At 69.1% G+C, this 22,106-nt stretch carries 21 protein-coding genes and 1 tRNA gene; 1 reads left to right on the top strand and 21 read right to left on the bottom strand.

Annotated elements, in window-relative coordinates; genetic code table 11:
- Window positions 1-309: 309 nt before the first annotated feature.
- From E1287_RS02800 to E1287_RS02900, 21 genes are all read right to left on the bottom strand, one after another.
- Window positions 310-1,206 (bottom strand): hypothetical protein, encoded by an 897-nt coding sequence (locus E1287_RS02800; protein WP_131963201.1) that lies wholly within the window; start codon window positions 1,204-1,206, stop codon window positions 310-312.
- Window positions 1,203-1,691, bottom strand: a complete 489-nt coding sequence (locus tag E1287_RS02805) for a hypothetical protein (protein ID WP_131963202.1) — start codon at window positions 1,689-1,691, stop codon at window positions 1,203-1,205. The genes E1287_RS02800 and E1287_RS02805 overlap by 4 nt, the downstream gene beginning before the upstream one ends.
- Window positions 1,688-3,160 (bottom strand): MlaD family protein, encoded by a 1,473-nt coding sequence (locus tag E1287_RS02810; RefSeq protein ID WP_131963203.1) that lies wholly within the window; start codon window positions 3,158-3,160, stop codon window positions 1,688-1,690. Before E1287_RS02810 ends, E1287_RS02805 begins: the two co-directional genes overlap by 4 nt.
- Window positions 3,157-4,443, bottom strand: a complete 1,287-nt coding sequence (locus tag E1287_RS02815; protein ID WP_131963204.1) for an MCE family protein — start codon at window positions 4,441-4,443, stop codon at window positions 3,157-3,159. The genes E1287_RS02810 and E1287_RS02815 overlap by 4 nt, the downstream gene beginning before the upstream one ends.
- Window positions 4,440-5,687 (bottom strand): MCE family protein, encoded by a 1,248-nt coding sequence (locus E1287_RS02820; protein WP_131963205.1) that lies wholly within the window; start codon window positions 5,685-5,687, stop codon window positions 4,440-4,442. Before E1287_RS02820 ends, E1287_RS02815 begins: the two co-directional genes overlap by 4 nt.
- A 33-nt stretch (window positions 5,688-5,720) precedes the next feature.
- A complete protein-coding gene (locus E1287_RS02825) occupies window positions 5,721-6,770 on the bottom strand; it encodes an MCE family protein (RefSeq protein WP_131963206.1) in 1,050 nt (349 codons plus the stop codon).
- Window positions 6,771-7,802 (bottom strand): MCE family protein, encoded by a 1,032-nt coding sequence (locus E1287_RS02830; RefSeq protein WP_131963207.1) that lies wholly within the window; start codon window positions 7,800-7,802, stop codon window positions 6,771-6,773.
- Window positions 7,799-9,109: an MCE family protein gene (locus E1287_RS02835; protein ID WP_243718524.1), complete on the bottom strand. Its 1,311-nt coding sequence runs from the start codon at window positions 9,107-9,109 to the stop codon at window positions 7,799-7,801. The genes E1287_RS02830 and E1287_RS02835 overlap by 4 nt, the downstream gene beginning before the upstream one ends.
- Before the next feature lie 4 nt (window positions 9,110-9,113).
- Window positions 9,114-9,932, bottom strand: coding sequence for an ABC transporter permease (locus E1287_RS02840; protein WP_347813944.1), 819 nt, complete (start codon window positions 9,930-9,932; stop codon window positions 9,114-9,116).
- Window positions 9,933-9,961: 29 nt separating this feature from the next.
- A complete protein-coding gene (locus tag E1287_RS02845; protein WP_131963239.1) occupies window positions 9,962-10,726 on the bottom strand; it encodes an ABC transporter permease in 765 nt (254 codons plus the stop codon).
- Window positions 10,727-10,818: 92 nt separating this feature from the next.
- Entirely contained in the window at window positions 10,819-11,925 is a 1,107-nt protein-coding gene (locus E1287_RS02850) for an ABC transporter ATP-binding protein (protein ID WP_131963209.1), read from the bottom strand.
- Window positions 11,926-12,314: 389 nt separating this feature from the next.
- Window positions 12,315-12,701, bottom strand: a complete 387-nt coding sequence (rplL, locus tag E1287_RS02855) for a 50S ribosomal protein L7/L12 (protein ID WP_131963210.1) — start codon at window positions 12,699-12,701, stop codon at window positions 12,315-12,317.
- Between the two features lie 53 nt (window positions 12,702-12,754).
- Complete coding sequence (gene rplJ, locus E1287_RS02860; RefSeq protein WP_131963211.1) at window positions 12,755-13,348, bottom strand: 50S ribosomal protein L10; 594 nt, start codon at window positions 13,346-13,348, stop codon at window positions 12,755-12,757.
- A gap of 322 nt (window positions 13,349-13,670) precedes the next feature.
- A complete protein-coding gene (locus E1287_RS02865) occupies window positions 13,671-14,555 on the bottom strand; it encodes a hypothetical protein (RefSeq protein ID WP_131963212.1) in 885 nt (294 codons plus the stop codon).
- Window positions 14,556-14,735: 180 nt separating this feature from the next.
- Window positions 14,736-15,587: a hypothetical protein gene (locus E1287_RS02870; RefSeq protein ID WP_243718526.1), complete on the bottom strand. Its 852-nt coding sequence runs from the start codon at window positions 15,585-15,587 to the stop codon at window positions 14,736-14,738.
- Between the two features lie 151 nt (window positions 15,588-15,738).
- Window positions 15,739-17,268: an AMP-binding protein gene (locus E1287_RS02875; protein WP_131963213.1), complete on the bottom strand. Its 1,530-nt coding sequence runs from the start codon at window positions 17,266-17,268 to the stop codon at window positions 15,739-15,741.
- 142 nt (window positions 17,269-17,410) lie between these two features.
- Window positions 17,411-18,127, bottom strand: a complete 717-nt coding sequence (rplA, locus tag E1287_RS02880; protein ID WP_131963214.1) for a 50S ribosomal protein L1 — start codon at window positions 18,125-18,127, stop codon at window positions 17,411-17,413.
- A gap of 97 nt (window positions 18,128-18,224) precedes the next feature.
- Window positions 18,225-18,653, bottom strand: coding sequence for a 50S ribosomal protein L11 (gene rplK, locus E1287_RS02885; protein WP_131963215.1), 429 nt, complete (start codon window positions 18,651-18,653; stop codon window positions 18,225-18,227).
- A 363-nt stretch (window positions 18,654-19,016) separates the two neighbouring features.
- Window positions 19,017-19,910 (bottom strand): transcription termination/antitermination protein NusG, encoded by an 894-nt coding sequence (gene nusG / locus E1287_RS02890; protein ID WP_131963216.1) that lies wholly within the window; start codon window positions 19,908-19,910, stop codon window positions 19,017-19,019.
- An 81-nt stretch (window positions 19,911-19,991) separates the two neighbouring features.
- Window positions 19,992-20,255, bottom strand: a complete 264-nt coding sequence (gene secE, locus E1287_RS02895) for a preprotein translocase subunit SecE (RefSeq protein ID WP_131963217.1) — start codon at window positions 20,253-20,255, stop codon at window positions 19,992-19,994.
- A gap of 109 nt (window positions 20,256-20,364) precedes the next feature.
- Window positions 20,365-20,437, bottom strand: a tRNA-Trp gene (locus E1287_RS02900).
- A gap of 278 nt (window positions 20,438-20,715) precedes the next feature.
- Here E1287_RS02900 and E1287_RS02905 point away from each other — a divergent pair.
- Window positions 20,716-21,927: a pyridoxal phosphate-dependent aminotransferase gene (locus tag E1287_RS02905; protein WP_131963218.1), complete on the top strand. Its 1,212-nt coding sequence runs from the start codon at window positions 20,716-20,718 to the stop codon at window positions 21,925-21,927.
- The last annotated feature ends 179 nt before the right edge of the window (window positions 21,928-22,106 follow it).

Below are 22,106 nucleotides of genomic sequence, written 5' to 3' on the forward strand. Positions count from 1 at the left end.
GCCAGACGATCCACGTCCGAGACCTGCACAGACAGGTCCTCAATGGACCAGGGCAGGGGTTCTCTCACACGCGGATAGTCAGAGGGCAGCGCAAAGGGGCAGTGTAGCCGACATGCCACACCGCTCGCAACTCTAGCGCCGCAGTATGCATCACGTTGCCATGGAGCATCGCCCCTCAGCGCCTTTCAGTCAAGAGCGGACTTGGACTTTTCGGGCTCTGACCTGCAGTGAGGAAGGCCATAGTTTAAGCCCCCGCGCAGGCCGGACGCCGCCCTCCCGAAACACGTGTCGCGAACTGATACGCGCTGGTCAGGAGATGACCGTGAGTTCGGACGCGAGCCACTTCCCGTCCTGCTTCACCATCGTCATCCGGATCCGGAGCGGCTCGGGGAGGCGCTGCTGCTTGTCGGCCTTGGTGGCGGACGACCGGTTCGCGTAGACGAGCGCCACGACCTTGTCAGGGGTCGCGCTCACGACGCCGACCTTCATGACCGTGGTGGTGGAGACGGCCTGCTGCTGGGCGGCGACCGAGCGGAGCTGCTGGGCGAGCTTGTCGTAGTCGGTGCGCAGCTTGCCGGTCGTCGTGGCGGACGCGGCCTTCAGATCGGCGTCGAGCGTCTGGTAGTCGTACGACGACAGCTTCTGCGCCGCGCGGGACGCGGCGAAGGAGGCCTCCTTGCTCGCCGTCTCGGTCGCGTTCTGCTCGCGGACCTCCAGGGCGAGCGCCGTGGTGCCGGCGCCGAACGCGATCATGAGGACGACCAGGACGGCGACGACCGCCGCCGGGCTCCCCGACCGGAACCGGCGCCGGGACTTGCCGCCCTCCGTCCTGGCGGCCTTCTTGACCTTGACCGGCTTCGATGCGGATTTGCCGGTTTCAGGGTCTTCGTCGGCTTTGGTGAGGTCGACGGGGGCGGAGGCGTCCTCCGGGGACTCTGAGTCGTCTTCTGACGCGCCGTCACCGTCGGACGCGTCTTCGGAGTCCTCCTGGTCGTCTTGTGGCTTCTGGAGGGATTTGGTGGCCTTCTCGGGCTCCTCGGCCTCGTCCGATTCGTCCTCGGCGGCGGCCTCGTCCGCGGCGATCTTCGCCAGGCGGGCCGCCTCGCGGGCCTTGGCGGCGGCCTCCTCGGCGAGCCGGGCGGCCTCGGCCGCCTCCTCCGCCCTGGCGGCCTTCTCCGCGGCCCTGTCCTTCGGCTTGATCGTCACGGGACGACCTCCAGTCCGGAGACGAGCCACCGGTCATCGACCCGCGTGAGGTCCATCTGGTACCGGTAGCCCTGGGGCGTGCCGTTCTTCACCTTGTCATTCGTGACGGTGCCGTTCAGGGAGACCATCACCTCGGCGGAGTCGTCGTCGATGGAGACCAGCGCGGCGTCGACGTCGCTGACCGTCGACTTCGCCTTGTGCTTGGTGACCTGGTCCATGAAGGCCTTCGACTGGGAGGCCAGCTTGTTCTTCAGGTCGCCGGTGGTGCCGTCCACGATCCGGTCCAGGTCGCGCTGGGCGGTGGACGCGTCGAGCGACATCAGGTTGACGCCCATCTGCCGCGCCGACTGGATCGCCTGGGCCTTCTGGTCGGCGTCGTCCCGGTTCTGGAGGGTGACCACGCCGAGCCAGCCGGACGCGACGGCGAGGCCGATCACGACGACGCTCAGGGCGATCACGATCGCCGGAGACAGGCCGCGCCTCATTGGCTCAGCGGTCCGAGAAGGAGCCACTTCCACGAGGATTCCTCTCCCAACTGACGGGTACCGGCGCTGCGGGGCATGACGTATCGCTTGCCGTCGGGGCCGTAGACCGCACCGGTCGTTGGATCGTATCCAGCGAATTCGACTGAATCGGCCGGATACGACAGGTAGAGCCGTCCATCGGACAACTGGCCGGTCGGGGCCGCCGCGGTCTTGCCGCCGCCGTCGCCTCCGCCCGAGTTCTTGGCCTCGGTCTTGCCGTCGGTCTTGCCGTCGCCGTCGTCCCCGGTCGCGCCGCCCTCCGGGAATCCGGCGCCGGCGGTCGCGCCCGGCGGGACCTGCGGGTAGGGCGCGATGGCGTCGCGCGGGAAGTTGCGAGGGCCGCGCACGCCCGTGGGCGCGTCGTGCGGGGCCTTGCAGCCGGCGTCCAGGCGCGGCTTCTTCTTGGACGTGTCCTGCGGCCAGCGGTGCTTGGTCTTCTCGTAGCCCTCGGTGCACGCGGGCGGTGAGTCGATGTTCAGCGCGAGGCCCAGGTGCTGGGTTCCGTCGCCCGGGTTGACGGTGGACGCGCCCGCGACCGTCACGGGATAAAGGATGAACAGCGACCGCAGGCCCGCCTTGCGCGACGAGATGATCTGGCCGGTGGTGGTGAGGTTCGCCAGGAAGACGGGCAGCGTGGGCGCCAGCTGGTTGATGGCCTTGTGGGTCTCGTCCACCGCGCCCGGTACGCCCTGGATGGTCTTGCGCAGGGCCGGGTCGTCGTTGCGCAGGGACGTGGTCAGCTCGTTCAGGTTGCTGGCGAAGCCGCGGATGTTGGCGGCCTGGCCGCGCTGGGTGTCCAGGACGGTCACGCTGTTGTCCAGGAGCCGCTTGGTGTCCGGGTAGGCCGCCTCGGCGGTCTTCAGGAGGCGGTCGGTGTCGTCCAGGATCGACTGGAGGTCCTCGGCGGAGCCGGAGAACGCCTTGTCGAGCTCGTCCACGATGACGCCGATGTCCTTGGTGTTCACCGAGCCGACCAGCGAGTCGACGTTGCGGAGCAGTTCGGCGGTCGACACGGGCAGCGTGGTGCGGTTCCGCGGGATCGTGTACGGGTCGCCTTCGTCCAGGTAGGGGCCGGTCTTCTTGGTGGGCTCCAGGTCGACGTACTGCTCGCCGACCGCCGACCGGTTGGCGATGACCGCCTTCGTCCCGTCGCGCGGGATCCGCTCGCCGCGCTCCATGAGGAGCTTCACGCGGATGCCGTCCTCGGTGAGCTCGATCGGGCCGACCCGTCCGACCGGGACGCCCCGGTAGGTGACCTCGGCGTTGGTGAACACGCCGCCGGAGTCGGTGAGGTCGACGTAGGCGACGTACTCGCGGCCGAGCAGGTCGCGGCCGATGCCGATGTAGTTCACCGACACGATCGTCACGCCGACGACCGTGATGACCGCGAACGCGATCAGCTGGAGGATGACGCCGCGCTTGAGGATCACGGGTTGCCCCCCGTCTTCGTGCCGGACGGCGCCTTCGTCGGCGCCGGGGTGGTCGCCCCCGGAACCCCCGGCAGGCCGGGAAGGCCCGGCAGCAGGCCGCCGGAGCCGCCCGAGCCGCCGCCGGCGCCGGTGTCGCCGGGCATCTGCGGCAGCACGCCCAGCGGGGTGTCGGGCAGCGTGACGTTCGGCACCTGGAGCATGTTGCGCATCTCCTTGCCGCTGCCGAGCAGGACCTCGAGATCGGTGCCGCCGAGCAGGTTCTGCGCGATGGACTCGAAGTCCAGGTCGAGGGTCAGCCGGACGTTGCCGTAGTCGCCCTCGATCGTGTTCCCGAACGTCGCGGGGAACGGGAACGTGATCAGCGACTCCAGCGACTTCGGCAGGTCGGAGCCCGCCTTGTTGAGGTTCCGCAGGATCTTGTCGAGGTCCTGGAGGTTGGCGAGCAGGTCGGCCTTCGACTGGTTGATCACGTAGGTGGTGGTGCGGCTGAGCTTGTTCAGCGCGACCAGCATCCTGGTCAGGTCGGCGCGGTTGCGGTCGAGGACGGAGATCGCCGGGCCCGTCTCGTCGATGGTGTCCTGGATCGTCTTGCGCTCGGCCGACAGCTTGCCGGTCAGCCGGTCGATGCTGTCGAGCGCGCGGGTGATCGCGGCGCGGTTGCGGTCGAGCGTCCCGGCGAACGTGTTGACGCGGTGCAGCACCGACCTGATCGTGGGCTCGCGGCCGCGCATCGCGGCCTGCAGCTCGTGGCTGATCGTGGAGACCTGCTCCAGCCCGCCGCCGTTCAGCAGCAGCGACATCGCCGACAGCACCTCTTCGATCTCGGTGCCCTGGGTCGTGCGGTTCAGCGGGATCAGGTCGCCGGAGGCCAGCTCCCCGGCCGGGGCCTCGCCCTTCGGCGGCTCGATCTGCACGAACTTCTCACCGAGGAGGCTGGTCTGGCCGATCGTGGCGACGGCGTTGTCGGGCAGCCTGACGTCCCCGCGCACCTTGACGGTGACGACGGCGTGCCAGCCGCTCTGCCCGCCCGTCGCGGCCCCGCCGGCGAGGTCGATCTTGTCGACCTTGCCGACCGAGACGTCGTTGACCTTGACCGCCGACTGCGGGACGAGGTCCAGCACGTTCGCGAACTCGATCTTCACGGTTTTCGGGTTCGAGCCGAGGTCGGGCCCGCCGGGCAGCGGGATCGACTCGACGCCGTTGAACGAGCAGCCCGACAGTGCCACCGCGCCCGCGACCGCCGCGGCCGCGCCTGCCAGCCATGTCCGCCGTGTCGTGGTCATCGGCCACCTCCGGGCAGGAGCGCGGTGACGTCGGTCGGCCTGCTCGCGTTGTTGGGGGTGCCCGACTTGGGCGGGCCTTGCGGGCCGTAGGCGTCCGGCGGGATCGGGACGGGGTCGTAGTGCGTGGTCAGCGCCGTGATCCAGGACAGGTCAAGGCTGAAGCCCGTCAGCGCCTTGCCGATGCCGTTGTACGGGCGGACGAAGTCCAGGCACTGCTTCGCCGGCGTCCCCACCGAGTAGGCCAGGGAGCAGATCCAGTCGGCGAGGTCGTGGAACTGGCGGAAGTTGTCGCGGGTGTGGATGGTCCCGCTGATCGGGTCGTACGCGCGGGCCAGGTTGTTGATCGCGAGCGGGCCGGCGGTGAGGATCTCGGCGAGCGAGTCCTTCTCCTTCACCAGCACGCCGGTGATCTGCGCTAGCTGCCGGACGTTCGCGGCCAGCTCGGTCCGGTTGTCCTTCACGAACCGCTGCACGTTCCGCAGCGTCGGCGCGAGGGTGTTGAGGGCCGCGCTGAGCTCCTCCTTCTCCCCCGCGAGCTGCCCCGACACCCCGTTGAGGTGCCCGGTGAACGACTTGATCTGCTGGTCGTTGGCCTTCATCGCGTCCGTGATGACCCGCAGGTTCTTGATCGTCTCGGCGACGTCGCCGCGGTCGGTGCTGAGCGTGCTCAGCGCCTTGGACGCGTCCTCGATCGTCTGCCGGATGTCGTCGCCCTGCCCGTTCAGGTTCGCCGCGCCGACCTGCAGCAGCCGCGACAGCGAGCCCTCCTGCCCGTTCGGGCCGGGGGCGTTCGCGCCCTGCGGCCCGAGCGCCTTGGACAGGTCGTTCAGGCTGCCGCCGACCTCGTCCACCTCGACCGGGACGGCGGTGCGGCTCGTCGTCAGCGTCGCCCCGTCGGCCAGGACGCCGCCGCCCTTGTAGACGGGCGTGAGCTGGATGTAGCGGTCCGCGACCAGGGTCTGGTTGATGATGACGGCCTGCGCGTTCGCGGGCACCTTGTACTTGGCGTCGTACCTCAGCTCGACCTTCACCGAGTCGCCGACCGGTTCGACGCTCGTGACCTCGCCGACCGGGATGCCGAGGATGCGGACGTCCGCGCCCTTGTACAGGCCGACGGTCTTGGTGAAGTACGCCGTCAGGTGACGCTGCCTGGGCTCCTGGAACACCAGCACGAGCACGGCCGCCAGCACTGCGACGGCGAGGACCGCGCCGCCGAGGCGAAGGATGGTCGCCGAGTTACGCACTACGAACCTGCCTGGTCACGGGATTCACGGGAGTCATGGGAGGAAGGGGAGGGGGTTGTCGGTGTTGCCGGTCTGGCCGCCCGGCTTCCGGGTCGTCGTGCCGTTGCCGCCGTTCTTCGGGGCCTGGATGGACGCGGGGATCGGGATGAGGTTCTGGATCCAGGAGTCGAACCAGCGTCCGGTGCCGGTGACGTCCGCGAACTGCCGGGCGAACGGCGCGAACAGCTGCAGGATCCGGTCGAGGTTGTCCTGGTTCTTCAGAAGCACCCGGTTGACCTTCGCCAGGTTGTCCAGCATCGGCCGCAGCTGCTTCTCGTTCTCGCTGATCAGGGCGTTGACCTGCTGGGACAGGGCGACGGTGTTGACGAGGAGCTGGTGGATGACCGCGCGCCTCGCCTGGACGGCCTGCAGCACCCGGTCGCCGTCCGCGACGAGCTTGGCGAAGTCCTGGTTGCGGTCGGCGAGCAGCTTCGACACATCCTTGGCCTTACCGGCCAGCTCGTGGAGCTGGTCGTCGCGCGAGGCGACCGTGTTGGACAGACGCCGCAGGCCCTGCAGCGAGGCCCGGACCTCCTCCGGGGAGTTCTTGAACGTCTCCGACAGCACGTCGAACGACTTCGCGACCTGCTGGACGTCGATCGCGCCGACCCGCCGGCTCAGCTCGCTGATCGCCGGGACGACCTCGAACGGGACGTGCGTCCGCTCGATCGGGATGTTGCGGCCGAGCCGCCCCTTGCCGCGCGGGGTGAGCGCCAGGTAGTGCGCGCCCAGCACCGTCTTGATCTTGATGCTGGCCTCGGTGCGGTCGCCGAGCCGGACGCCGTCGTCCACCTTGAAGGTGACCTTGACGCGGTCGCCGTCGAGTTCGAGGTCGGTGACCTTGCCGACCTTGACGCCCGCGATGCGGACCTCCTCGTCCTTCTTCAGCCCCGCGGCCTCCTTGAACGCGGCGGTGTGGGTGTCGCCGCCCGAGATCAGCGGGATGCTCTCCAGGTTCATCGCCAGCACCACCAGGACGATGATGACCGCGAACCCGGAGAGGCCGATGGGGACCGGGTTGCGCTCCCGGAACGTGACCCTCATCTACTTGCACCTCGCGTTCTCGTTCATGATCGCCGGTGTCTGGTAGACGGGGCCGCCGGGCAGGCGCACCTTCGCGTCCATGCCGCAGATGTACATGTTGAACCAGGACCCGTAGGACGAGATGTTGACCAGCTTCTCCAGCCGCTCCGGCGTCCGCTGCAGGCCCTTGTCGAGGTCGCGCTTGTTCGCGTCCAGCGTCGCGGTCAGCTTCTGGAGCCCGGCGATGTCGTTGCGGAGGCTCGGGCGGGCGTCGGCGAGCAGGTCCTGCGTGGTGCCGGTCAGGCCGTTGATCGCCGTGACCGAGTCGAAGATCGCCTGCCGGTCGTCGGAGACGCCGCCGACGAAGCTCCGCAGGTCCCTGATCAGCTGGTCGACCTGGGTGTGCCGCTGGTCGATCGTGCCGAGGACGCTGTTCAGGTTGTCGATCACCCGGCCGATGACCTTGTCCCGGTCGGCGAGCGTGTTGGTCAGCGACGCGACGTGCGCGAGCAGGCTGTTGATCGTCCCGCCCTCGCCCTGCAGCACCTGGACGAGCTGCATGGCGAGCGTGTTGACGTCCTTCGGCTCCAGTGCGCGGAACAGCGGCCGGAACCCGTTGAACAGCGTCGTGAGGTCGAGCGCGGGCGCGGTCTGCGTGATCGGGATCGTGTCGCCGGGGTCGAGGTAGGCGTTGGACGCGCCCGCGCCGTCGGTCAGCGCCAGGTACCGCTGGCCCATCAGGTTGCGGTAACGGATCTGCGCCTTCGTGGACGACGGCAGCCCGTTCCTGAAGACGCCGCCCTCCTCGACGCTGAACGTCACCTCCGCCTGGTTCCCCTTGTGCAGCCGGACGCCCTCGATCTGCCCGACCCGGACGCCCGCGACGCGGACGTCGTCGTTGTCCAGCAGCCCGGTCACGTCCGTGAAGATCGCCTTGTACTCGATCGTGTCCCGGAACCGCAGGTTGGCGATCGTCATCGCCAGCACGCCGGTGGCCACCGAGGTGACGACCACGAAGATCGTCAGCTTGATCGCGGCGCTGGTCGTCCTCACCTGATCGTCACCACCGATCCGTCCGCGATCAGCGGGCCGAACAGCAGCGCCGACACGTCGGAGACGTCGCCGGCGGGGGTCCGCGTCATCGGCCCGACCACGTTCTTGATCTTTTCCTTCTCGCTCATGGAGCCCGGGTCGACGAACACGTTGGACAGGGCCCTGCCCCGCCCGCCGGCGGCGGGGGCGTTCGGGTCATCGGGGTTCTTCCACCACAGGTCGTCCTGCGTGCCGTCCAGGGCCAGGTAGTCGGGGAACGGGACCTTCGGGTTCGGCAGGCCGTAGCAGCGCGGGTTGCGCTGGTCCTTGGCCTCGGGCAGGTCCAGCGGGTACTTGTAGCCCGGCCGCGGCTTGACGATCTCGATGGTCAGGTTGAACGTCTTGGAGCCGTTCCCGCCGCCCGCCTCCTCCGCGTCCGGCCTGATCTTGGTGAGGCCGGCGAACACGCACGGCAGCGAGGGCGAGTACCGGGCGACCAGGCCCAGCACGTCCCGGTTCGCGATGTTGACACCGATGATCTTCGGGCCGTTGTGCCGCATGAAGGTGTCGGCGTCCAGGGCCAGGGCGGTCGTCGCCGGGATCAGCTGCTCGATCGTCGCCTTCTCGTCGGTGATCGTCTTGCTGGTCACGTTGAGGTTGCGGAGCGTCTGCAGCAGGTCGGGGGCGGCGGCATGGTAGATGTCGGACACGTCCGCGAGGCCGTTCAGGTCGTGCACCAGCGTGCCGAGCTGCGGGTTGATCTTCTTCAGCAGCGCGTCCGCCTGCTCCAGGTTGCGGCCGATCTGGTCGCCGCGTCCCTGGAGGGCCGTGGCGAGCGCGTTGAGCGTCGCGTTCAGCTGCTCCGGCTTCACCGCCCGCAGCAGCGGCAGCAGGTCGTTCAGCAGCTTGTCGATCTCGACGGCGGCCTGCGAGCGGTCCTGCTGGATGACGGCCCCCTCCGCCAGCCCCAGCGGGCCCGGCTGCGCGGGGATCTGCAGGTCGACGTACTTCTCGCCGAACAGCGTCTTCGGCAGCAGCCGCGCCTGGACGTTGCGCGGGACCAGCTTCGCCTTGCCGGGATCGAGCGCGAGACGCAGCGTCGCGCCCTTCGCGGTCGCGTCGATCTCGCGGACCTCGCCGACGATCAGGCCGCGGACCTTCACGTCCGAGTGCGGGAGCAGTTGCAGGCCGGCGCGCTCGGCGTCCACGGTCACCTCGGTCACCGGGGTGAACGCCTTGTTGTAGAAGGCGACCGTCAGCGCCAGCAGCAGGCCGATCACGATGACCATCGCCGTGCCGAGCAGCCGGTACCGCATCCGTTCGCTCATCCGGTCACCCACCGATCCGGACGCCTGTACCGGTGCCCCAGATCGCCATGCCGAGCATCAGGTCGGTCACGTTGATCACGACGATGCTGGTGCGGACGGCGCGGCCCACCGCGACGCCGACGCCCGCCGGGCCGCCGCTCGCGTGGTAGCCGTAATAGCAGTGGATGAGCATCACCAGCACCGAGAAGATGATCACTTTTCCGAATGACCAGAGGATGTCGTTCGGCGGTAGGAATAGATGGAAATAGTGATCGTAGGTGCCCGTGGACTGCCCGTAGAACACCGTCACGATCACCCGCGTCGCCCCGTAGGAAGCGAGCAGGCCCACGATGTAGAGCGGGACGACCGCGATCATCCCGGCCAGCATCCGGGTCGTGACGAGGAACGGCATCGACGGGACGGCCATGACCTCCAGCGCGTCGATCTCGTCCGAGATCCGCATCGCGCCGAGCTGCGCGGTGAACCCGCAGCCGACCGTCGCCGACAGCGCCAGCGCCGACACCAGCGGCGCGATCTCGCGGGTGTTGAAGTACGACGCGACGAACCCGGTGAACGCGGCCGTGCCGATCTGGTTCAGCGACTCGTAGCCCTGCAGCCCGACCTGGCTGCCGGTGAAGAACGTCATGAAGCCGACGATCACCACCGAGCCGCCGATCACGGCGAGGCCGCCGGTGCCGAGGCTGACCTCCGCCAGCAGCCGCAGCACCTCGGAGCGGTAGCGGCGCAGCACCCGGAAGGTCCACGCGAACGCGCGGGCGTAGAACGACATCTGGTGGCCGAAGTCGTCCAGCCGCTGCAGCGGCGCGTTCACCACCCGGGACATCGTCTTCCCCGTCTTGCCAGGCGCCGCCATCACATGCCCTTCGACGGGACGAGCTGGAAGTACAAGGAGGAGATCAGGAAGTTCTCCACGAAGAGCAGCATGAACGTGATGACGACGGTCTGGTTGACCGCGTCGCCGACGCCCTTCGGGCCGCCCTTGGCGTTCAGGCCCTTGTAGGCCGCGACGAGCCCGGCGGTGATGCCGAACACGAACGCCTTGAACTCGGCCTGCAGCAGGTCGGGCAGCTGCGCGATCGCGTTGAAGGACGCCAGGTACGCGCCCGGGGTGCCGCCCTGCAGCATGACGTTGAAGAAGTAGCCGCCCATCAGCCCGACCACCGAGACCAGGCCGTTCAGGAACAGCGCGACGAACGCGCACGCGAGCATCCGCGGGACGACCAGGCGGTGCAGCGGGTTGATGCCCAGCACCTCCATCGCGTCGATCTCCTCGCGGATCTTGCGGGAGCCGATGTCGGCGCAGATCGCCGACCCGGCGGCGCCCGCGACCAGCAGCGAGGTGACCAGCGGGCTCGCCTCCCGGACGATCGCCGCCACCGCGGTCGCGCCGGTGTAGGACTGCGCGCCGAACTGCCGGATCAGCCCGCCGACCTGCAACGACAGGATGCCGCCGAACGGGATCGCGACCAGCATCGTGGGGACGACGGTGACGCTGACGATGAACCAGGCCTGCTGGATGAACTCGCGCCACTGGAACGGCCACTTGAACGTCGCGCGGCCGGTGTCCAGGCACAGGGCGAAGAACCGTCCGGGCTCCTTGACCAGGACGTTGGCCATGCCGTCGCCGACCTTGCGGAACGTCGCGGAAGAGCCGCCGCCCTTCCTATCCCGTCGCCGGCCCGCGCCGATACCGGTATCGGGAGTGGACATCAGTACCCTGCACCCGACCCATGGCGTCCTGGCGGCGGGTTGCCCGGGAAGCGCCCGCCCGGTCCGCCGGGAGCGCCAGGCGCACCGGGAGCACCGGGACCGCCGTGCGCGCCGACCGGAGACATGGACGCCACGTACCGCGGCCATTCCTCCACCCAGTTGCGTCCCAGGTCGTCGATGAACGACCCGGGCGGCGGGGTGACGCCGTGCGCCGCGCACCAGGCGCCGGGCGCGTGCATCCCGGTGCGGAGCATGCCGTTGCTCGGCATCTGCTGCGGCGGGATCGGCGGCAGCTTGCCGGGGTCGTGGCCGAGCTTCGCCTCGGCCTCCAGCTCCGACTCGTCCTTCTCCTCGGACATGCCGATGGGGCCGACCTTGCTGGCGTTGAGGAACTGCCGGACGACCGGCTCCTCGCTGGTCAGCAGCATCTCCCGCGGCCCGAACATCGCGAGGTGGCGCTGGTACAGCAGGCCGATGTTGTCGGGCAGCGTCCGGGCCGTGTTGATGTCGTGGGTGACGATCAGGAACGTCGCGCCGATCTGCGCGTTGAGGTCGATGAACACCTGGTTCAGGAACGCGGTGCGGACGGGGTCGAGGCCGGAGTCGGGCTCGTCCACCAGCAGGATCTCGGGGTCCAGGACCAGCGCGCGGGCCAGTCCGGCGCGCTTCTTCATCCCGCCGGAGATCTCGCCGGGCAGCTTGTGCTCGGCGCCGAGGAGGCCGACCATCTCCATCTTCTCGAGCACGATGTTCTTGATCTCGGACTCGCGCTTCCTGGTGTGCTCGCGCAGCGGGAAGGCGATGTTGTCGAAGAGGTTCATGGAGCCGAACAGGGCGCCGTCCTGGAACAGGACGCCGAACAGCTTCCGCGTCTCGTAGAGCTTCGACTCGGGCAGGCGGGGCAGGTCCCGGTCACCGATCCAGATGTGCCCGCGGTCGGGCTTGAGGAGCCCGACGAGCGACTTGAGGAAGACCGACTTGCCGGTGCCGGACGGGCCCAGCAGCACGGAGATCTCACCCGCGGGGATGCTCAGCGACACGTCCTGCCAGATCACCTGGCGACCGAAGGACTTGGTCAGGCCCTCGACTCTGATCTCGACGCCCACTCGTCACCTTTCGTCCAGGCCGGGGGGAAATCCCGAACCAATGAGCGAGTAGCACTCAGGCTCTGTCTGCACTCAGGCTTGGTCTGTCACGCGCTGTCTGTCCGTCGCACGTCCTGTCGTCACACCGTGTGGCCACCGTCTTACTACCGTTCGGTAGCCGGGAGGGTTCCCCTACCGTAGCGGCACCCCGGCCAAATGGAAGGGGTTCCGACCCAGATCAGCGGCTAAATGCGACGTCGTAAGACAATCGTTACTTAGAGCCCTATGAGACTAGCGGTCCAAGACCCGGGCGGCCAGGTGCGGCCACATCCCCGACATGCGAAGGAGGCGGCCGCACCCACCCGATGGGTGGGACGACCGCCTCCCAGGAAGCAGTGGCTTGGCGCGCCTTACTTGACGGTGACCGTCGCGCCGGCCTTCTCCAGGGCCTCCTTGGCCTTGTCGGCGGCCTCCTTGTTGACCTTCTCCAGCAGCGGCTTCGGCGCGCCGTCGACCAGGTCCTTGGCCTCCTTGAGGCCGAGGCTCGTCAGCGCGCGGACCTCCTTGATGACCTGGATCTTCTTGTCGCCGGCACCCTCGAGGATGACGTCGAACTCGTCCTGGACCGCGGCCTCCTCGGCCGGGGCCGCGGCGCCGGGGGCGACCGCGACGGCGGCGGCCGGGGCGGCGGCCTTGACGTCGAAGACCTCCTCGAACTGCTTCACGAACTCCGAGAGCTCAAGGAGGGTCATCTCCTTGAACGCGTCGAGCAGGTCGTCGGTGCTGAGCTTCGCCATGATCTTTCCTCCGCTATGGCTTGAGTACTGGGGTTTGTGAAACCGCGGGTGCCTTACTCGGCTGACGCCTCGGCGGCGGGGGCCTCGGCGGCCGACGCGTCCGCGGCCGGGGCCTCGGCGGTCTCGCCGCTCTCCGCGCGCTTGGCGCGCAGCGCCTCGGCGAGCTGGGCCGCCTGCGTCGGCAGGGCGTTGAAGAGCGCGGCCGCGTTCGCCATGGAGCCCTTCATCGCGCCGGCGAGCTTCGCGAGGAGCACCTCGCGAGACTCCAGGTCCGCCAGCTGGGTGATCTGCTTGGCGTCCATCGACTGACCGTCGATGAAGCCGCCCTTGATCACCAGCATCGGGTTGGCCTTGGCGAAGTCGCGCAGGCCCTTGGCGGCCTCGACCACGTCGCCGCGGACGAACGCGATGGCCGACGGGCCCTCGAGCAGTTCGCGGAACCGCTCGTCGACACCGGCCTCGTTCGCCGCGCGCTTGGTCAGCGTGTTCTTCACCACGCGAAACCGTGCGGTCTCGCCGAGATTGCCGCGCAGCTCCTGCACCTGCGCGACGGTAAGCCCGCGGTACTCGGTCAGCACGGCGCCGTTGGAGCTCTCGAACTCGTTCTTGAGCTCGGCGATCGCCGCGTCCTTATCGGCCTTGGCCATGCGGCCTCCTTCCGATTACCTGGGTGGTCACGACCGTTGTCCGTCCGGGACGGGGTCGGGTCGACCAAAAAACGCCCCGGCGCAGGCGCGCGGGGCGTCCAGGCACGGCACGGGAGGCCATGCGGAAGCTCTCGTCTTACCTGCGCAGGCCGCCCGAACGAGTTCGGGTCCTTCGGCCACCTCTCGCGAGGTGGCGACCGGCGGTCTTCGGCAGAGAACAGAATACGTGCGTCTCCGGGGTTGACCAAATCGGAAACGGTGATGGCCGCGCCGGTGGTGTTCCGGCGCGGCCCTACATTCGTTCGGTTTCGCGGCGTGCGGGTCAGCTGCCCGGGATGCCGCCACCGCCGCCGAGGCCGTTCAGCAGCTGGCTGAAGTCGGAGGTCTCGCTCGCGGGCGGCGCGGCGATCTCCACCGGCTTGCCGTAGTCGCGGTACGTCATCGTCATGTTCATGACGCCGTCGGCCGTCTGCTGCGACTTCATCGCCAGCTTGCGGGGGAGCTGCTCGCCGTCCACCCACAGGTCGAAGGTCATGTTCTGCATGCCGCTGTCGGCGTAGCTCTTGCGGATGGCCTCCCGGCTCTCGGCGGGAAGCTTGGAGATCGCGTCCTCCATCCGGTAGGTGCCGGTGTAGTGCGTCGTCTCGACGCCGTTCACCGTCTCCTTGCCGACCTCGCGGACGTCCTTGGACGCCGTCAGCATCTTGGTGTTCTGGACGGGGTCCATCTGCTGTGACTGCTGGAGCAGCTCGTCGATGTTCATCCCGGACTTCTTGCCCAGCTCGTCCAGCGAGATCTTCAGCCAGGGCTTGGCCGCGGACCCGCCGCCGAGCTGCGACAGCATGGGGATCTTCATGTACATGGTCCGGCTGACCAGGACGTACTCCATGCCGCCCATGGACTTGCCGCCCACCGACATCTGGTCGAAGCGCATGCTGTAGGCGAGGTCGGGCTTGGTCCGGTACTGCATCTGGCCGGTCGCCGAGACGTCGCCCTCGCTCGACCCGTTCATCTGCATCGAGAGGTCGGCCTTGAACGAGTCGACGCTGCCGGTCTTCTCGGCGGCCTTGCCCAGCACCTGCGCGGCCGACAGCTTCAGGTTCTTGCCGGCCTCGTCCACCTTGTTGCCGGCGTCCCCGAGACAGCCGGTCAGCGAGAGGGCGAGGCCGGTCGCCAGCGCCGTGCCCACGGCGAAACGACGGATCATGTGGGGGGTCTCCCTGGTCTGGTCCTGCTAGCGGGTCTGGTCCTGCTAGCGCGGTCTGGTCTTGCCAGCGCCGGTCCGCTGTTGGCGCGCCACCGGCCGTCAGAGCCGAATGCTAGATCAGACGCTGAGGAGACCCCGCAGGTTCACACAAGTCCGAAGATGCCGGAGATGACGGGTTTCTCAGTTCCCGCCGAGCATCCCGCCGAGCGACAGCTGCCCCACCTGGTCGGACGGCGGCGCGTTCACGCTGAACGACTCGCCGTAGTCGCTGTACAGGACGGTCACCGTGCCGGTCTCGCCCTCCGGGCTCGTCGCCTTGGACACGAGCTTGCGGGGCAGGTTGTCCCCGTCCGTCCACAGATCAAAGTTGATCTTGCTGTTGGCGCGGTCCTTCGGCAGCCACTTGGCCACCTTGTCGCGGGACTGCGCGTCGAGCTTGTTCAGCGCGTCCTGGACGGTCACCGTCCCGGCGTAGTGCGTCGTCTTGACGCCGTCGACCGTCTCGGTGCCGACGCGGCGGGCGTCCTTGGAACCGGTGAACATCTTCGTCTGCTCGGCCGGGTCGACCTGCTGGACCTGCTGGAGCAGGCTCTGGACGTCGAACCCGGTCCGCTGCGCCATCTGGTTCACGTCGATCTTCAGCCACGGCTTGCCGCCGCTGACGAACTGGGCGAGCTGGGGGACCTTGGCGTACAGGACGTTGTCGGTGAACAGCGCCTGGCCCTTGGCGCCGGGGACCGTCCGGCCGTTGGTGCTGAACTCGTCCAGCTTCGCGCTGAACTTCAGCGTCGGACGCAGCTGGAACTGGCCGTCGGCGTGGACCTTGCCGCCGTGCTCGCCGGTGCCGGTCACCGTGAGGTCGGCCTTGAACGTGTCGGTCTGGCCCGTCTTCTGGGACGTCTTCAGCAACGCCTGGTCGGCGCTGAGCTTCATGTTCTCGGTGCTCGTCGTCCCGTCCCCGCCGCATCCGGACAGGAGGAGCGCGGCACCCACGGCGGTGCCTCCGGCCGCCACCATGAGTCGTCGGTTCATGAGGGTTGAGCCTCCCTTGATCGCCCTGCTGGTGTTCCCAGTCTCCCGAGGCGTTAACGGCGCTACATCCCCCGGTGGTACGAATGCCCGCGGCGGCGGTACGACCCGCGGCGTACCCGAGGGGGAGCCGAATGACCGGGACCCGGGCGGGTTAGGGGTGGTCGCTCAGGTGGGCGCGGAGGGCCGATTTGCGGATCTTGCCGGTGGCGGTGCGCGGCAGGGCGTCCACGAACTCGATGCGGCGGGGCGTCTTGAACCCGGCGAGCCTGGCCCGGCACGCGCCGCTCAGCTCGTCGCCGTCCGGCGGGACGCCGTCGGGGACGATCACCGCGCACACCGTCTGGCCCCAGCGCGGATCGGGCAGCCCGATCACGGCGACCTGACCGACTCCGGGGACCGTGCGCAGCACGTCCTCGACCTCGCGGGACGAGACGTTCTCGCCCCCGGTGATGATCACGTCCTTGAGGCGGTCGACCAGGTAGAGGTAGCCGTCGGCGTCGACGCGGCCGACGTCGCCGGTGCGGAACCAGTCCCCGCTGAACGCCTCCGCCGTTGCGTCCGGATCGTCCCAGTAGCCCGTCGTCACCTGCGCTCCCCGGACGACGACCTCGCCCAGCGCACCGGGCGGGAGAGACGTCCCGTCCGCGCCGATCACCGCGATCTCGACGCCCTCGCCCGGACGGCCCGCGGACGCCGCCAGCTCCGGCCTGGACGCGATGGCGGCGCGGTGGTCGCCGGGAGACAGGAACGTCGCGTTGCCGGACAGCTCGGTCATGCCGAACCCCTGGTTGAGATCGCAGCCCAGCACGTCGTCGGCACGGCGCAGCAGCGGGACCGGCATCGGCGCCGAACCGTAGGAGATCACCCGGAGGCCGGCGCGGAGGGCGTCGCGTGCCGCTGGGTCGGCTTCCACGTGCGCGAGCAGGTCTTCCAGCATCGTCGGGGCCAGCGACAGGCTCGTCACGCCGTGCCGGCGCGCCGCCGCCACGAGGGTCGCCGCGTCGAACCGGCGCAGGACGACGGCATGCCGCCGGAACAGGTGGTGCAGCATGACCTGGTATCCGGCGACATGGCAGAGCGGGAACGGCGTGAGGAACACGTCGTCCGGCCGCACGGGCCTGCCCGACGCCGACACCCCGATCCCCGCCAGCAGGCTCCTGTGCGTGAGCCGAACCCCTTTGGGACGGCCCGTCGTGCCGCTGGTGAACATCAGCCAGGCGACCTCGGTGTCAGAGGCCGCGGCGGCTCGTTCGTGGGTGGGCGGGGCGGCGTCCCAGGGCAGGTCTTCGACGGCGACCAGCGGAGGACGAAGATCGGCGGGGAACTCCCCTTCGGCGGCCAGCCGGTCGAGCAGGCCGGTTTCGCCGATGATCAGCCCGGCGCCGCTGCGGACGATCTGGTCGGCCCATTCGCGAGGATGCAGCCGCTGGTTGAGCGGCACCAGGATCCGGCCGTCCCGCGGAACCCCGTAGTAGGCGGCCACGTACTCCGGACGGTTGTGCGCCAGCAGCGCGACCCGTGCCCCGGGCGAGCAGCGGGCGGCCAGGTGGGAGCTGAGCGCGTCGGTGCGGCTTCGGAGCTCGCGGAACGTCCATGTGGTGCCGTCAACGGACAGCGCCGGGGCGTCGGGGGCGTCCCGCGCGGCGGCGTCGAGTATGTCGTAGAGCCGCGTCCCGTCCATCGCTCCCCCTCGCTCGCCGTGCCGAATAATCTACCAATCGACTGGTGGACTGGAGGCGCTCGTTCCACTGGGTGGACGGGAGGCCGAACAACGCGGCAGGGCGCCCCCGCCGTGGCAGGGACGCCCTGTTCGATGACGCTCGTCAGACCTCTTCGAGCTCCGCGGTCAGGTTGCGGATCGCGTTCGGGTCCACCGGGATGCTCGGGCCCATCGACGTCGTCAGGATCGCCTTCTTGACGTACCGGCCCTTGGCGGCGGACGGCTTGAGCCGCTGGATCTCGTCGATGGCGGCGGCGTAGTTCTCCACCAGCTGGCGCTCGTCGAAGGACGCCTTGCCGATGATGAAGTGCAGGTTCGCGTGCCGGTCGACACGGAACTCGATCTTGCCGCCCTTGATGTCGGTGACGGCCTTCGACACGTCCATGGTGACCGTGCCCGTCTTCGGGTTCGGCATCAGGCCGCGCGGACCGAGCACCCGGCCCAGCCGGCCGACCTTGCCCATCTGGTCGGGCGTCGCCACGACCGCGTCGAAGTCCAGGAAGCCGCCCTGGATCCGCTCGATCAGGTCGTCCGAGCCCACCAGGTCGGCACCCGCGGACTCCGCCTCCTGCGCCTTCGCACCGACGGCGAACACCAGCACGCGGGCGGTCTTACCGGTGCCGTGCGGCAGGTTCACGGTGCCGCGCACCATCTGGTCGGCCTTGCGCGGGTCGACGCCGAGCCGCAGCGCGACCTCGACCGTCGGGTCGAACTTGACGACCGACGTCTCCTTGGCCAGCTTCACGGCCTCCGCCGGGCTGTACAGCCGCTCCCGGTCGATCTTGTCGGCCGCCGAACGGTAGCCCTTGCTGCGCTTCATGTGCGTTCCTCCACTGGAACTCGTGGTACGGGCCAGCGCCGGCCCTTCCACTGGGGTGACTTACGTGACCTCGAAGCCCTACGTGGCCTCGAGGCCCCTACTTGACCTCGATGCCCATCGACCGTGCGGTGCCGGCGACGATCTTCTCGGCGGCGTCGAGGTCCTTGGCGTTGAGGTCGGGCATCTTCGTCGTGGCGATCTCGCGGACCTGGTCGCGGGTGACCGAGCCGACCTTGGTCTTGTGCGGCTCGCCGCTGCCCTTCTCCACGCCCGCGGCCTTCAGGATGAGCTGCGCGGCCGGCGGGGTCTTGGTGACGAAGCTGAACGAGCGGTCCTCGTAGATGGTGATCTCTACGGGGATGACGTTGCCGCGCTGGGAGTCCGTGGCGGCGTTGTACTGCTTGCAGAAGTCCATGATGTTGACGCCGTGCGGACCGAGCGCGGTACCCACCGGCGGCGCCGGAGTCGCCTGCCCAGCCTGCAGCTGGACCTTCACCAGGGCGGCGATCTTCTTCTTCGGAGGCATACAAACCCCTTTGTCCCATTTATCGGTGGTTCCGACTCCCGGCCACCCGGGCAACACGGCGGCTGGGACGAATCCACCGTGTAGGAACCGCTATGGACGGCAGTCCGCAGGCGCGGGAGCCGAACGCTCCGTGACCGGCCAATGCCGTCCACTCGTTGTCCAACAGCTGTCTATTGACTGTTACAGGACACGAGTGATCGCCTCACGAGTGCGAGGACAACCCGTCCAGGATACGGCCTCGGCGAAGTGCGTCGGTCCACTCTTGCGACCTGGCCGGGGCGGCACCCCCTGCGCGAGACCTCCGGACAGGCGTACGGGCCGTCTCCGCGCTGGCGGGGACGGCCCGTACGTGGTGGTCGTCGGTCAGATCTTGGAGACCTGGTTGAAAGAGAGCTCGACCGGGGTTTCGCGGCCGAAGATCGAGACCAGGACCTTGAGCTTCTGCTGTTCGGCGTTGATCTCGTTGACGGTGGCGGGGAGGGTGGCGAACGGGCCGTCCATGACGGTGACGGACTCGCCGACCTCGTAGTCGACCGTCGCGGCGGCGGCCTTCGCGGCCTCCTTGGCGGGCACGGTGCCCTCCTCCGGCTCGGGGGCCAGCAGGTTGGCGACCTCGTCCAGGCTCAGCGGGGACGGCTTGTTCAGCAGGCCGACGAACCCCGTGACGCCCGGCGTGTTGCGGACCGCGGCCCACGACTCGTCGGTGAGCTCCATGCGGACCAGGATGTAGCCCGGCAGGACCTTCTCGTTGACCTTCTGGCGCTTGCCGCCCTTGATCTCGGTGACCTCGTGCTGCGGGACCTCGATCTGGAAGATGTAGTCCTCCATGTTGAGGGTCTGGGTGCGGGTCTCGATGTTGGTCTTGACCCGGTTCTCGTACCCCGCGTAGGAGTGCACGACGTACCAGTCGCCCGGCTGGAGGCGGAGCTGCATCTTGAAGTCGGCGTACGGGTCGACGGGCGGCTCGGCGGCCGCCTCGGTGTCCTCGTCCTCGCCTTCCTCATCCGACTCGGCCGCCTCTTCGGCGGCGCCGTCCTGCTCGCCCGTGACGGCGGCGGCGAGATCGCCGGCGTCCTCGGCGGCACCCGGCTCGGGACCCTCGTCCTCGAGCTTCGTGTCCGCGGGTTCGGCGTCGCCGGCGGCGACGGCCGCCTCGGCCGTCTCGTCGACGGGCTGCGCCGCCTGGTCCGCCGCAGCAGCCGCAGCGGACTGGGCCTCGTCAACGGCCTCGTCGTAGGGCTGTGAGGGCTCGGACACGGTGACTCTTTCTCTCGGTCTTCGGTGATGGACTTGCGATGGCGCGGGGCGGGTCGTCCCGGACGGCCCGGGCCGCGGCGGCTAGCCGAAGACGGCGTAGACGCCCTCCTGCAGCCCGTAGTCCACGGCGGAAACGATCGCGACCATGATCAGCACGAAGACGAGGGACACGGTCGTGTAGGTGATGAGCTCCCGCCGCGTCGGCCAGATGACCTTGCGCAGTTCGGCGGCGATCTGGCGCACGAAAAGCGCCGGAGACGTCCGCCTGGAGGAAGACCTCTCCTTTTTGCCCTTGCCTTCGTCCTTGGCCTCGGGCTCGTCGCGCTCGTCAGTCTCGGTCGCCATAGCCGCCGTTCACCTCATCGGTCGTGATCCAACCACCATGTGGTTGCCGCGCGGTCCCGCGCCGCGGTTGCCACGGCGTGGCGGGCACGGGTGCGCGCACCGCACCTCGCAGGGCAGGAGGGACTCGAACCCCCAACCGCCGGTTTTGGAGACCGGAGCTCTACCAATTGAGCCACTGCCCTTCAATTTCTCCGGCTAAGGAGAACCCGACCATCGGATCGGGGTGGTGTCGCGTACCAGCTTACGACCTCGTCCGGCATCGGTGTGCGGACAGGCTCGTATGGCGGGGACGCGTCACTAGGACGGTGAGTCTACGGCCACAAGGCCGCCGCGTCGAACCAGATGGGCCGGAGATCCTCGGGCGGGCGCGGCGGGCGGCCGGGCCGGTGCGGGGGCGTGCCGTCCCACCGGCCGCGATATATGGCTCGGGCACCGGGACGGCGTCTGTAACGATAGGGGCATGAGCATCGACCGTCCTCGCATCTCCAAGCGCATCGCCGCGATATCCGAGTCCGCCACGCTGGCCGTCGACGCCAAGGCCAAGGCGCTGAAGGCGGCGGGACGCCCGGTCATCGGGTTCGGCGCGGGCGAGCCCGACTTCCCGACTCCCGGCTACATCGTCGAGGCGGCGGTGACCGCCTGCAGGGTGCCGCGCTTCCACAAGTACACGCCGGCGGGCGGGCTGCCCGAGCTGCGCGCCGCCGTCGCCGAGAAGACCGAGCGCGACTCCGGGTACCGGGTCGAGGCCGCGCAGGTCCTGATCACCAACGGCGGCAAGCAGGCGGTGTACGAGGCGTTCGCGGCGCTGCTCGACCCGGGCGACGAGGTGCTCGTCCCGACGCCGTACTGGACGACCTATCCCGAGTCGATCAAGCTGGCCGGCGGGGTGCCCGTCGACGTCGTCGCCGACGAGACCACCGGTTACAAGGTGAGCGTCGAGCAGCTGGAGGCGGCCCGCACCGACCGGACGAAGGTGCTGCTGTTCGTGTCGCCGTCCAACCCGACCGGCGCGGTGTACACGCGCGACGAGGTCGAGGCGATCGGCCGCTGGGCGGACGGGCACGGCCTGTGGGTCATCACGGACGAGATCTACGAGCACCTCGTGTACGGGGACGCCGAGTTCCACTCCATTCCCGTGGTGGTGCCTGAGCTGGCCGACCGGACGCTCGTCCTGAACGGCGTCGCGAAGACGTACGCGATGACGGGCTGGCGGGTCGGGTGGATGGTCGGGCCCGCGGACGTGGTGAAGGCCGCGCAGAACCTCCAGTCGCACGCGACGTCGAACGTGGCGAACGTGTCGCAGGCGGCGGCGCTCGCGGCGGTGACCGGCGACCTGTCGGCGGTGGCGGAGATGCGCAAGGCGTTCGACCGGCGCCGCAAGACGATCGTGAAGATGCTGAACGAGATCCCGGGCATGGTGTGCCCCGAGCCGGAGGGCGCGTTCTACGCCTACCCGTCGGTGAAGGCGCTGCTGGGGAAGGAGTTCCGCGGGAAGCGTCCGGAGACGTCGGTGGAGCTGGCGTCGCTGATCCTGGAGGAGGCGGAGGTCGCGCTGGTCCCGGGCGAGGCGTTCGGCACGCCGGGGTACTTCCGCCTGTCGTACGCGCTCGGCGACGACGACCTCGTCGAGGGCGTCTCGCGTGTCGCGAAGCTGCTCTCCGAGGCGGGCTGACCGCCGACCATCGGCCTCGACGTCACGAGCCGGCCCCGGGCGCACACAATTTGGCCCGGGGCCGGTCCCGTATGGAACGGGCCCGCCTCTTGATCCCGTTCCCGGAATGTCCGGCGGGACGTTCCGCACGGCCCCTCTCCGCTTTGGAACGTCCCGCCGGAGCGGGGTCATCGCGTTCT

Origin of the sequence: Actinomadura sp. KC06, assembly GCF_004348735.1 — a bacterium.
In the GTDB taxonomy this organism is placed as follows: domain Bacteria; phylum Actinomycetota; class Actinomycetes; order Streptosporangiales; family Streptosporangiaceae; genus Spirillospora.